Origin of the sequence: Xanthomonas sp., assembly GCF_017163755.1 — a bacterium.
GTDB lineage: Bacteria > Pseudomonadota > Gammaproteobacteria > Xanthomonadales > Xanthomonadaceae > Xanthomonas_A.
On the sequence record NZ_JAFIWC010000001.1, the window covers coordinates 179,571 to 190,955 of the forward strand.

At 71.3% G+C, this 11,385-nt stretch carries 9 protein-coding genes; 4 read left to right on the top strand and 5 right to left on the bottom strand.

Translation table 11 applies throughout. The annotated features are described in order from the left end of the window. Positions 1 to 97 precede the first annotated feature (97 nt). On the top strand, positions 98 to 2,170 hold the full coding sequence (locus JR065_RS00780; RefSeq protein WP_206231406.1) for a GGDEF/EAL domain-containing response regulator: 2,073 nt from the start codon (positions 98 to 100) through the stop codon (positions 2,168 to 2,170). Between the two features lie 138 nt (positions 2,171 to 2,308). Here JR065_RS00780 and htpX read toward each other — a convergent pair whose 3' ends face one another. After that, positions 2,309 to 3,193 (bottom strand): protease HtpX, encoded by an 885-nt coding sequence (htpX, locus tag JR065_RS00785; RefSeq protein WP_206231407.1) that lies wholly within the window; start codon positions 3,191 to 3,193, stop codon positions 2,309 to 2,311. Between the two features lie 103 nt (positions 3,194 to 3,296). Between htpX and gluQRS the strand changes: the two genes are divergently transcribed. The 3 genes from gluQRS to phaR all read left to right on the top strand — a co-directional run bounded on the left by gluQRS (position 3,297) and on the right by phaR (position 5,697). Further along, entirely contained in the window at positions 3,297 to 4,196 is a 900-nt protein-coding gene (gene gluQRS, locus JR065_RS00790; RefSeq protein ID WP_206231408.1) for a tRNA glutamyl-Q(34) synthetase GluQRS, read from the top strand. Positions 4,197 to 4,248: 52 nt separating this feature from the next. Beyond that, positions 4,249 to 4,989 (top strand): beta-ketoacyl-ACP reductase, encoded by a 741-nt coding sequence (locus tag JR065_RS00795; RefSeq protein WP_206231409.1) that lies wholly within the window; start codon positions 4,249 to 4,251, stop codon positions 4,987 to 4,989. A gap of 186 nt (positions 4,990 to 5,175) precedes the next feature. After that, positions 5,176 to 5,697, top strand: a complete 522-nt coding sequence (gene phaR, locus JR065_RS00800) for a polyhydroxyalkanoate synthesis repressor PhaR (RefSeq protein ID WP_206231410.1) — start codon at positions 5,176 to 5,178, stop codon at positions 5,695 to 5,697. 45 nt (positions 5,698 to 5,742) lie between these two features. Here the strand turns inward: phaR and JR065_RS00805 are convergent, their stop codons facing one another. The 4 genes from JR065_RS00805 to JR065_RS00820 form a co-directional block, all read right to left on the bottom strand. Further along, complete coding sequence (locus JR065_RS00805) at positions 5,743 to 6,705, bottom strand: TraB/GumN family protein (protein ID WP_206231411.1); 963 nt, start codon at positions 6,703 to 6,705, stop codon at positions 5,743 to 5,745. Between the two features lie 13 nt (positions 6,706 to 6,718). Beyond that, positions 6,719 to 7,645 carry a DUF1684 domain-containing protein gene (locus JR065_RS00810; RefSeq protein WP_206231412.1) on the bottom strand — a complete coding sequence of 309 codons (927 nt, stop codon included), beginning with the start codon at positions 7,643 to 7,645 and terminating at the stop codon, positions 6,719 to 6,721. After that, a complete protein-coding gene (mutL, locus tag JR065_RS00815) occupies positions 7,645 to 9,501 on the bottom strand; it encodes a DNA mismatch repair endonuclease MutL (protein WP_206231413.1) in 1,857 nt (618 codons plus the stop codon). Before mutL ends, JR065_RS00810 begins: the two co-directional genes overlap by 1 nt. 148 nt (positions 9,502 to 9,649) lie before the next feature. Next, the gene (locus tag JR065_RS00820) at positions 9,650 to 11,377 is read right to left on the bottom strand and encodes an N-acetylmuramoyl-L-alanine amidase (RefSeq protein ID WP_429001823.1); all 1,728 of its coding nucleotides are present in this window, start codon (positions 11,375 to 11,377) and stop codon (positions 9,650 to 9,652) included. Between the last annotated feature and the right edge of the window lie 8 nt (positions 11,378 to 11,385).

Below are 11,385 nucleotides of genomic sequence, written 5' to 3' on the forward strand. Positions count from 1 at the left end.
CGCGCCGTTGCCGATCCCCAATCCCGAATCCCAATCCCCGCCATAAATGGACGCCACGGCGGCCATCGTGTATTAAACCCGTCCCCCGGGAGGCTTCATGCAGACAGGCAAAGACACCACCCTCCGCCTGATGATCGTCGACGACAGCGGTGAAAACGCCGAGGCGATCGTCAGCAGCCTGCGCAACAGCGGCATCGCGGTCCGCCCGTCGCGCCCGCAGCACGCCGAAGAGCTGGCGGGCATGCTCGCCGCGCAGCCGATCGACCTGGTGCTGGCCGCGCGCTCGCAGTCCATCCCCCTGCCGCAGGTGCTGCAGCGCGTCGGCGCCAGCGGCAAGGACATCCCGGTGATCCTGCTGGCCGACAGCATCGACGAGACCGAATGGGTCGAGGCGGTGGCCGGCGGCGCCCGCGCGATCGCGCTGCGGCAGCGTCCCGAACACCTGCTGGCGGTGGTGCGCAACACCTGGGCCGACCTGCAGGCGCGGCGCGGGTTGCGCCGGATCGAGGCGCAGATGCGCGAGACCGAGCGCCGCTGCGACGCGCTGATCGCCTCCTCGCGCGATCCGATCGCCTACATCCACGAAGGCATGCACATCCGCGCCAACGAGGCGTACCTGGAGATGTTCGGCTTCGAGTCCTTCGACGACGTCGAGGGCATCTCGCTGCTGGACATGGTCGCCCCGCAGCACGTGGAGGAGTTCAAGCAGTTGCTGAAGTCGCTGAGCAAGGGCGAGCCGCCGCCGGCGCAGTACCAGGTGGACGCGCGCACGATGGCCGGCGACAGTTTCCCGGCGACGATGGAGTTCGCCACCGCCAGCTACGAAGGCGAGGCCTGCGTGCAGGTGGTGTTCCGCCGCCGCGAGGAGTTCGACCCGGAGCTGGCGCGCGAGGTCGAGGACCTGCGCCAGCGCGACCAGGTCACCGGCCTGCTCAACCGCCCCACCTTCATGCTGGCGCTGGAAAACGCCGTGGCCCAGGTCGGGCGCGGCGACGGCGTGTACGGCTTCCTGCTGGTCGAGCCCGACCACTACGCGCGGCTGCTGGCCGACATCGGCCTGGACTCGGCCGACGCGCTGGTCGCCGCGCTGGCCCGGCACCTGGCCGCGGCGGTCGACGGCGACGTGCAGGTGGCGCGCTTCGGCGAGCACAACTTCGCGCTGCTGCTCGGCGGCGACTACGCGCGCACCTCGGCGGTGGCCGCGCAGTTGCGCGACGCGTTCGCCTCGCACGTGTTCAGCATCGGCGAGCGCTCGGCCACGGTCACGGTCAGCATCGGCGGCGTGCAGATCGGCGAGAAGATCGCCAGCGTCGGCCAGGTCCTGGCCCGCGCCAGCGAGAACGTGCAGGCCACGATCGAGCTGGGCGGCAACGCCAGCAAGATCTTCGACCCTGGCGCGGCCGACCGCGCCGAGGAGGAACGCATCCAGCGCTGGGTCGAGCACCTGCGCGAGGCGCTGGCCGGCAGCGGCTTCCTGCTGCACTACCAGCCGGTGCTGAACCTGCAGGGCGAGACCCACGAGCTCTACGAGGCCTACCTGCGGCTGGAGCGCAACGGCGAGACCATCAATCCGACCACCTTCCTGGGCATCGCCCAGGAGCACGGGCTGATGGCCGAGATCGACCGCTGGGTGGTGGCGCGGGCGATCGCGGTGATCGGCGAGCGCCAGCGCGCCGGCCACGCCACCAGCCTGATGGTCAAGGTGAGCCCGGACGCCTTCGCCGACCCGCAGATGGTGGCGCTGATCCAGCGCGAACTGGCGGCGCAGGCGGTGCCCGGCGAGCGCCTGTGGCTGCAGACGCCCGAGGCGAAGGTGTTCACCCACCTGCGCAACGCCCAGCAGTTCCTGGCCGCCGCCACCGGGATGGGCTGCAAGGTCGGCCTGGAGCAGTTCGGCTCCGGGCTCGATTCGTTCCAGCTGCTGGCGCACTTCCAGCCGTCGTTCCTCAAGCTCGACCGCGGCTTCACCCAGGACCTGGCGCAGACCCGCGAGCACCAGGAAAAGATCCGCGAGATCACCGAGCGCGCGCAAACCGCCAACATCCGCACCATCGCCGAGTTCGTCACCGACGCCGCGTCGATGAGCCTGCTGTTCAGCGCCGGCGTGGACTACGTGCAGGGCGAATTCGTCGGCCTGGCGACGCCGGGGATGACCTTCGATTTTGCTTGAGGACCGGGATTGGGAATGGCGGGATTGGGGATTGGCGGAAGCCGCCAACCGTTTCCGACCCGCACGAAAAAACGCCAGGCCGGTTCCCCGGCCTGGCGTTGTTGAACCGGGTGGCGGCGCGCAGCCGCCGCTGCGCGGTCAGCTCACCGTCGCGTTGACCTGCAGGGTACGCAGCGCCGAGATGCGCTCGGGCAGCGGCGGATGGCTCATGAACAGCTTGCGCAGGCCCTCGCCCATGCCGCCGGCGATGCCGAACGCCTGCACCTGCGACGGCAGGGTGTTCTGCCCGTGGTTGAGCTGCAGCCGCTCCAGCGCCGCGATCATCTTGCCGCGGCCGGCCAGGCCGGCGGCGCCGGCGTCGGCGCGGAACTCGCGGTAGCGCGAGAACCACATCGCGATCATCGTCGCGAACAGGCCGAACACCATCTCCAGCGCGAACACGATGATGTAGTAGGCAAAGCCGCGGCCGCCCTCGCGATTGCCCGACAACGCGCTGTCGACGACGCCGCCGACCACGCGCGCCAGCACGATCACGAAGGTATTCAGCACGCCTTGCAGCAGCGCCATCGTCACCATGTCGCCGTTGGCGACGTGGCTGATCTCGTGCGCCAGCACCGCCTCGGCCTCGTCTTCGGTCATGTTCCGCAGCAGGCCGGTGGACACGGCGACCAGCGCGTTGTTGCGGTTGGCGCCGGTGGCGAAGGCGTTGATCTCCGGGCCGTCGTACACCGCCACCTCGGGCATGCCGATGCCGGCCGCCTGCGCCTGGCGCCGTACCGTCTCCAGCAGCCAGCGCTCGGTCTGGCTGCGCGGCTCGGTGATCACCTGCGCGCCTGTGGCGCGCTTGGCCATGAACTTGGACAGCAGCAGCGAGATCAGCGAGCCGCCGAAGCCGAAGATCGCGGCCATCACCAGCAGCCCGCCCATCTGGTTGGGGTCGACGCCGAGCACGGACATGACAATGCCGGCCAGCACCAGCACCGCCAGATTGGTGATGAGGAACAGGGCGATTCGATTGAACATGTGGAAAGTGCGCTCCGCACGATGGAAGGAAGGACTGACGCCGAATCTGCGGCGCGCACCGGTTGAATTCAAGCGCCCACCTGACCGACGATTCAGCTTGCCCATGCCCGACCTTCCCTACCGCGGCCGCTTCGCCCCCTCGCCGACCGGCCCCTTGCACCTGGGTTCGCTGCTGGCCGCGTTCGGCAGCTGGCTGCTGGCGCGCCGCGCCGGCGGGCAGTGGCTGGTCCGCATCGAGGACGTGGACCGGCCGCGCAGCGTGCCCGGCGCAGCCGAGCGCCAGCTCGCCACCCTGCACGCCTGCGGGCTGGTGCCGGACGCTCCGGTGCTGCGCCAGAGCGCGCGCGAGGCGCTCTACCGCGACGCGGCGCAGCGCCTGCTGCAGGCCGGGCTGGCCTTCCATTGCAGTTGCAGCCGCAGCGAACTGGCCGCGCAGGGCGGCGTGCACCATCGCTGCGTGGCGCGGGCGGCGCGGGCGCGGCCGGCGCTGCGCCTGCGCGTGCCTGCCGGCAGCGTGGTCGGCTTCGACGACGGCGTCCGCGGCGCGGTGCGCCAGGACGTGCATGCGCAGGTCGGCGACTTCGTGCTGCTGCGCGCCGACGGCTGCTGGGCCTACCAGCTGGCGGTGGTGGTGGACGACGCCGCGCAGGGCGTCAGCGACGTGGTCCGCGGCGCCGACCTGCTCGACTCCACGCCGCGGCAGATCCTGCTGCAGCGCGCGCTGGGCCTGCCGACGCCGCGCTACGCGCACCTGCCGCTGCTGCTGGACCAGCATGGCCGCAAGCTGTCCAAGTCGCAGGCGGCGCTGCCGCTGGACGATGCCGACCCGCTGCCGGCGCTGCGCGCGGCATGGGCCCTGCTCGGGCAGCCGGCGGCGGCGCTGCGCGGCGCCGGGTCGGTGCCGGCGCTGCTCGGCGCGGCGCTGCGGCACTTCGACCCGGCGCGGCTGCCGGGCGTCGACGGCACGCTCGGCGCCGCCCCCGACGACATCAAGGCTGACTAGAATCCCGTATCGGCCGCATCGCGGCTGCCCTTTTTCCTTCCGGAGCGAATTCATGACATCACGCGTTGCGCTGGTTACCGGCGGTACCGGCGGCATAGGAACCGCGATCTGCCAGCGCCTGGCCGAGCAAGGCCACCGCGTCGCCAGCAACTACCGCGACCAGGCCAAGGCGCTGGCCTGGCAGCAGCGCATGCGCGAGCGCGGCCACGAGATCACCCTGGTGGCCGGCGACGTCGCCTCGCCCGAGCACGCGCAGGCGCTGGTGCGCGAGGTGGAGCAGCAGCTGGGGCCGATCGAGGTGCTGGTCAACAACGCCGGCATCACTCGCGACACCACCTTCCACAAGATGACCGCCGAGCAGTGGCACGAGGTGATCAACACCAACCTCAACTCGGTGTTCAACGTCACCCGCCCGGTGATCGAAGGCATGCGCAAGCAACGCTGGGGCCGGGTCATCCAGATCAGCTCGATCAACGGCCTGAAGGGCCAGTACGGCCAGGCCAACTACGCCGCGGCCAAGGCCGGCATGCACGGCTTCACCATTTCCCTGGCGCGCGAGAACGCCGGCTTCGGCATCACCGTCAACACCGTCTCGCCCGGCTACGTGGCCACCGACATGGTGATGGCGGTACCGGAAGAGGTGCGCGCCAAGATCATCGCCGACATCCCCACCGGGCGCCTGGGCAAGCCGGAGGAGATCGCCTACGCGGTGGCGTTCCTGGTCGCCGAGGAGGCCGCATGGATCACCGGTTCGAACCTGGACATCAACGGCGGCCACCACATGGGCTGGTAGGGCGCCTGAACCGCTCAGGCGGTAGCGGCGGGTCGAGGTAACGCTACCGCCCATGCTGCGCCTTGGGATAATTATGCTGCGCAGCATTTTTTCCGGCCTGCGCCCCGCCGATCCTGGCTTTTGGCGGTTGCAAGCCCTGCTGCGCTGCGCCATGCTGCGCGCCTACCGTCAACGAGCGATCGCTTCATGGCTGAGATTCGCATCATCAAGAAGTACCCCAATCGCCGCCTCTACGACACCGAGATTTCGAGCTACATCACCATAGAAGACGTCCGCCAGCTGATCATCGACGGCGAGGAATTCGAGGTCCGCGACGCCAAGACCGGCGAAGACCTCAGCCGTGCGGTGCTGCTGCAGATCATCGCCGACCAGGAACAGGACGGCGAGCCGATGCTGTCCACCCAGCTGCTGAGCCAGATCATCCGCTTCTACGGCGACTCGCTGCAGGGCTTCATGGGCAACTACCTGGAGCGCAGCATGCAGGTGTTCCTGGACCAGCAGCAGCAGTTCCGCCAGCAGATGGGCAACCTGCTCGGGCAGACCCCGTGGACGATGATGAACCAGCTGACCGAGCGCAACCTGGAGCTGTGGCAGGAATTCCAGCGCAACCTCGGTACCGGCTTCGGCCGTCCCGCCGCCGGCGCGCCCAAGCCCACCGCCGCCGAACCGCCGACCGCCGGCGCCGCGCCGAAGTCGCGCGCCCGCTGAGCGAACGTCAGGCCGGCGTCCACGGACGCCGGCCGCCCCCCCGCCTCAGCGCGATCGCGCCTGCGGCTGGCAGCCCGAACAGATCCGCTCCACCTTGTAGCCGCGCGCGCGCAGCCGCTCGACCACGCCTTCGGGCCCGAGCAGGTGCAAGGCGCCGACCACCACCAACGTATCGCCCTGCCCGTCGCGCAGGCGCTGCTCCAGCCGCGGCATCCACGCCTGGTTGCGCTCGACGTTGATGCGCTGGTACAGCCGCGGGTACTCGCGCTTCATCTCCGCGCCCATCTCGTCCCACAGCTGGCGATCGTCGCCGCGGCGCCATGCATCGTGCAGGCGCTGGGTCTGCGCCGGCCCCTGCTCGGCCTCTTCCAGCGCCTCGGCGAGCAGTTGCCGCTGTTCGAGCGGGTCCATGCCGTCGAGCATGGCGATCTGCGCCTGCGCAGTCTCCAATCCCTCGACCGGCTTGCCGGCCTGCACCGCCAGATCCATGAAGTGCCGGTCCAGGCCGGCATCGGCATCCAGGCCCATCGCCTTCATTTCGGCGATGCTGATGCTCAGGCCGACGAACCAGGCCTCGAAACCGCTCATCTGCGCCAGCGGCAGCGCGTGGCTGGACGCGTAGTCGCGCAGCCGCTGCCAGGTGGCCGGGTCCAGGTCGTCCTGCAGGCGCTTGCCGTCGCGGCGCTGCGCGGCCTGCAGCATCTGCGCGGCCAGCTGCGGCGAGGCCACGTCCTGCGGCGACAGCTCGAACAGCAGGCGCGGCGACGCCGCGTAGGCTGCGTCGACCTCGCTCGCCAGCGGGTAGTCGTCCGGCTTGAGCAGGTGGAACGAACCCAGCAGGTACAGCGCGCCGCGCGGGCCGCTGGCCTTCCACAGCAGCGGCGTCGGCGCGTTGGCCTGGGCGGCGGGCACCGCGACCGGCAGCGGCGTGCGCGCCAGCGCCGGCGCGGCGACCAGCAGGGACAGGCTCAGCAGCGCGCCATGCAGCACGCGGAACATCGAATTCATGCGCGGGTCTCTCTCAATGCGGCGCGGCCGCGTACTTCTCGCCGGCGTCCACCCGCAGCTCCAGGCGGTTCTCCGGCGGCGGCAACGGGCAGGTGGCGAAGGCGGTGAACGCGCACGGCGGGTTGTAGGCGCGGTTGAAGTCCAGCACCACCTTGCCGTCGGCGCCGGGCGCCGGCACGTCCAGGAAACGGCCGGCGGGATAGCTGCCGCGGCCGCTGCTGCGGTCGGCGAACACCACGAACAGCGCGCGCCCCGGTTCGCCGATCGCCTCCAGGCGGTAGCGGTGGCCGTCGCGGTCGAACTCCACCGCGCCGGCATTGGGCATGTCGGTGGATACGCCGATGATGTCGATCACCGGCATGGTCTTGCCCACGGCGTTGGGCACGAAGCGGCCGACGATGCGCCAGCCTTCGTCGAGCGGCCAGTAGCTCAGGCCGGCGAACGCGGTGCGCGTCGGCGCGTCGGCGTGCTTGACCCGCAGCGCATAGCGGCCGCCACGCTGGATCAGGCTCAGCTGGCCCTTGCCTGCGTCGAAGCCGATCACGGTCGGCCCAGCATCGTGATCGCTGTACAAGCGCACCTGCCGCTGCAGCGGCTTGCCGTCCAGGGTCAGCGCCGCGCCCGGCTCGGGGCGGAAGAACACCTGGCCGTTCTGGCTGGACACCAGGCCCATCCGCGCCGGGCCCACGGCCAGGCGGATGCCGCTGCCGGGGCCGCTGCCGATGTAGTGCTGCTTCAGCTCCAGCCAGTGCAGGCCGACCAGGCTGGTCCAGCCGTCCGCCGCCTGCAGTTCGTGCAGACGCTGCTCGCGCCACACCTGGTGGTCGGCGAGGAACGCCTTGTCGGCGACCTTCGCCGGCGCCGGCGCCGGCTCGCGCCCGCAGCCGGCCAGCAACATCGCGCCCGCCAGCAGCGCCGCGCGCCTGCCTCGGTTTCCCATCACCGCCCCCGTAAGAACCAACGATCGATCTCGCCAAGCGTGAAGCGCGCCCAGGTCGGACGCCCATGATTGCACTGCCCGGAGCGCTCGGTGGCCTCCATGTCGCGCAGCAGCGCGTTCATTTCCGGCACGGTCAGGCGCCGGTTGGCGCGCACCGCGCCGTGGCAGGCCATCGTCGACAGCAATTCGTCGCGCGCGCCGGCCACGCGGCCGCTGTGGCCGTGTTCGCGCAGGTCGGTGAGCACGTCGCGCAGCAGCGCCTCCGGCTCGGCGTTGGCCAGCAGCGCCGGAATGCTGCGTACGTGCAGCGACTGCGGGCCGCTGCGGGTGATCTCGAAGCCGAGCTGGCTCAGCGTCTGCGCTTCGCGCTCGGCGGTGTCGGCGTCGCGTTCGCCCACCGCCAGGGTGATCGGCACCAGCAGCGGCTGCGCGTGCAGGCCGATGCCGTCGTGCGCGGTCTTCAGCCGTTCGTAGCCGATGCGCTCGTGCGCGGCGTGCATGTCGACCACGATCAGCCCTTCGGCGTTCTCGGCCAGGATGTAGATGCCGTGCAGCTGTGCGATCGCATAGCCCAGCGGCGGCACGCCGCTGTCGGCGGAGGTGGCCGGCAGTCCGCCGCCGTCCTGCGCCAGCGACGGCATCGTCGCGGCGCCGTCGCCGGAAGGCGCCGCATACAGCGCGGCATACGCGGCCGGCGCCTCGTTGATGCGCAGCCCCAGCGGCGACTGCGCCGGGCGCCACTGCGCGCCATAGCCGTTGCCGCCACCGCTGCCATGGCCGGCGTACGCCCCGGGCGCGGCGGACGCCGCCGGCCGCGCATCGGGCGACAGCGCGGCAGCCTCGGCACCGGTCGGCGTGCTGCCGGCGCGGGTCTGCGCCAGCGCATCCTGCAGGGTGCGGTAGACGAAATCGTGGATCAGCCGCGAGTCGCGGAAGCGCACCTCGTGCTTGGCCGGGTGCACGTTGACGTCCACCCGCGACGGATCCAGCTCCAGGAACAGCACGTAGGCCGGCTGCCGCCCATGGAACAGCACGTCGCCATAGGCCATCTTCACCGCGTGGGCGACGCTGCGGTCGCGTATCGAGCGGCCGTTGACGTACAGGTACTGCTGGTCGGCGCTGGCGCGCGAGTAGTGCGGCTGCGCGATCCAGCCGTGCAGCCGCAGCCCGGCGCCGCTGTGGTCCACGCGCAGCGCCTGGCGCGCGAAGTCCTCGCCCAGGGTCTCGCTCAGGCGCGCGTCCGAATACAGGTCGCCGGGCTTGTAGCGCCGCGACGGCTTGCCGTTGTGCGATACGCGCAGCTCCACGTCCGGCCGCGCCAGCGCCAGCGAGCGCAGCCATTCCTCGATATGGCCCAGTTCGGTGCGCTCGGCGCGCAGGAACTTGCGCCGCGCCGGCACGTTGTAGAACAGCTCGCGCACCTCCACGGTGGTGCCCGGCGCATGCGCGCGCGGCATCACCTGCCCGACCTTGCCGCCTTCCACCTGCAGCGCCGAACCGTGCTCGTCGTCGGCGCGCCGCGAGGCCAGGGTGAAGCGGCTGACCGAGGCGATCGACGGCAGCGCTTCGCCGCGGAAACCCAGCGTGCCCACCGATTCCAGGTCGTCGAGCGAGGCGATCTTGCTGGTGGCGTGGCGCGATACCGCCAGCGGCAATTCGTCGGCGGCGATGCCGCCGCCGTCGTCGCGGATGCGGATCAGGCGGACCCCGCCTTCCTCCAAGTCAATGTCCACGCGGCGCGCGCCGGCATCCAGCGCGTTCTCGACCAGTTCCTTGACCACCGATGCCGGCCGCTCGACCACTTCGCCGGCGGCGATCTGGTTGATCAGGATATCCGGCAGCTGGCGGATGCTCATGCGTGCCCCGCGCACGGGCGCGCCGCCGATGTCGGCGTCGATGCGGCAGCAGGGGCAAACGGGGCGAGCGGAACAGGCAAGGACATCGGCACGGCTTACGGCGCGGACGCCGCCATCGAGGATCAGCCGCCGATGATAGCCGAGCGCTTCAGCGGCTGCCGCCGGCCACGGTGCTGGCCGCTTCCATCTCGGCCTGCGCGCGCGCGGCGAACAGCGTGCCCGGCGGCGGCTGGCGGGTGAAGAACGTATTGACGCCGTCCAGCACCGCGCTGGCCAGGCGCCGCTGGTAGCTGGGATCGGTCAGGCGGCGCTCTTCCTCCGGATTGGAGATGAAGGCGGTCTCCACCAGCATCGCCGGCATGTCCGAGGTGCGCAGCACCGCGAAGTTGGCCCGTTCCAGGTCCGGCTTGTGGTTGTTGCCGATGCGCTTGAGCCCGCCGAGCACGTGCCCGGCGGCGTCTTCGGACGCCTTCATGTGTCCGCTCTGGGCCAGGTCGAGCAATACGCTGGCCAGGGTGCTGTCGGTCTTCTGCAGGCGCACGCCGCCGACCAGGTCGGCCGCGTTTTCCTTGTCGGCCAGCCAGCGCGCGCGTTGCGAGGAGGCGCCCTTGGTCGACAGCACGTACACCGACGAGCCGGTCGCGCTGCGGTTTTCCGCCGCGTCGGCATGGATCGAGATGAAGATGTCGGCCTTGGCCGCGCGCGCCTTCTGCGCACGCATCGGCAGCGGGATGAACACGTCGCTGTCGCGGGTCATGTAGGCCTTCATGCCGGGCGTGGCGTTGATCTGGCGCGCCAGTTCGCGGCCGATGGCCAGGGTGACGTCCTTCTCGCGCTTGCCGGTCGGCCCGGTCGCGCCGGGATCCTGCCCGCCATGGCCCGGATCGATCGCCACGATCAGCGGGCGCATGCCCGGCTTCATCGCGATCCGCGACGGCGCGCTGGGCATCACCGGGCGCGCCTCGGCGGCCGCGGCGATCGCCGCGTCGGCGGCGGCAGACGATGCTTCCGGCCTGGCTGGAGCGCTGGTTGTGGTCGTCGGCGCCGCGGATGCGGAGGCCGGCGCGGCCGTCGTCCCGGCCTGTGCGGTGGACGCAGCGGCGCTGCCGGCGACCGCCGTACCGCCGTTGAGGATCGCCGCCGGCGTAGCCGACGCGGCGGCGGGATTGGAGGTGCCCGACGGCGTCGCCGATGCGGGCGCGGCGGCCGCGATACCTGCCGAAGCGGGGGTCGTGGCCGTAGTGGTGGTCGGCGCAGCGGCGGTCGGCGCCGCCTGCGGCGCAGCCATCGCCGTCCCGGCGGCTGGAGTCGGAGTCGGAGCCTGCGGCGCCGGCGCGGCGCGCTGCACCACCGACGAGGTCAATGCCGCAGTGGCGCGCGCGGCGTCCTGGCGCGGATCGGAAGCAGGGGCCGGCTTGGCAGGCGCCGGAACAGCGGCCGCGGCCGTCTTGCCGGCCGGCGTATCGCCCGGCCACTCGATCACCAGCACCGAGGTGCCGCCGATGGTCTGCATCTGCGGCTTGAACGCCACCACCGGGCTGGACAGGTCGAACACGATGCGCAGCGTGCCCGGCACCGGCTGGCCCGTACGCACCGCCGTGACCACGCCGCTGGCCGACGGCAGCTTCAGGCCGTGCGCGGCCGAGGAGGCAGGCAGGTCCACGACCAGTCGATGGGGATTGGCCAGGTTCAACGTGGTGAAGCCGCCGCTGCCCTGCAAGCGGATTTCGGCGCGGGTGCCGGTGGCACCGTCGCCCAGCGAGACCGCCTGCACCTGGCCGGCCAACGCCGTCTGCGCCGCCAGGCTCAAGCCTGCGGCGAGTACGGAACAGGCTAGAAGTGGGATCCCCAGGCGCATAGGCAGCGATTCAAGCACCGCGGGAC

Coding starts and splice junctions, on each gene's coding strand:
- JR065_RS00810 (WP_206231412.1), bottom strand. CDS start 7,645: ATGGGAAACCGAGGCAGGCGCGCGGCGCTGCTGGCGGGCGCGATGTTG.
- mutL (WP_206231413.1), bottom strand. CDS start 9,501: ATGAGCATCCGCCAGCTGCCGGATATCCTGATCAACCAGATCGCCGCC.
- htpX (WP_206231407.1), bottom strand. CDS start 3,193: ATGTTCAATCGAATCGCCCTGTTCCTCATCACCAATCTGGCGGTGCTG.
- JR065_RS00795 (WP_206231409.1), top strand. CDS start 4,249: ATGACATCACGCGTTGCGCTGGTTACCGGCGGTACCGGCGGCATAGGA.
- gluQRS (WP_206231408.1), top strand. CDS start 3,297: ATGCCCGACCTTCCCTACCGCGGCCGCTTCGCCCCCTCGCCGACCGGC.
- JR065_RS00805 (WP_206231411.1), bottom strand. CDS start 6,705: ATGAATTCGATGTTCCGCGTGCTGCATGGCGCGCTGCTGAGCCTGTCC.
- JR065_RS00780 (WP_206231406.1), top strand. CDS start 98: ATGCAGACAGGCAAAGACACCACCCTCCGCCTGATGATCGTCGACGAC.
- phaR (WP_206231410.1), top strand. CDS start 5,176: ATGGCTGAGATTCGCATCATCAAGAAGTACCCCAATCGCCGCCTCTAC.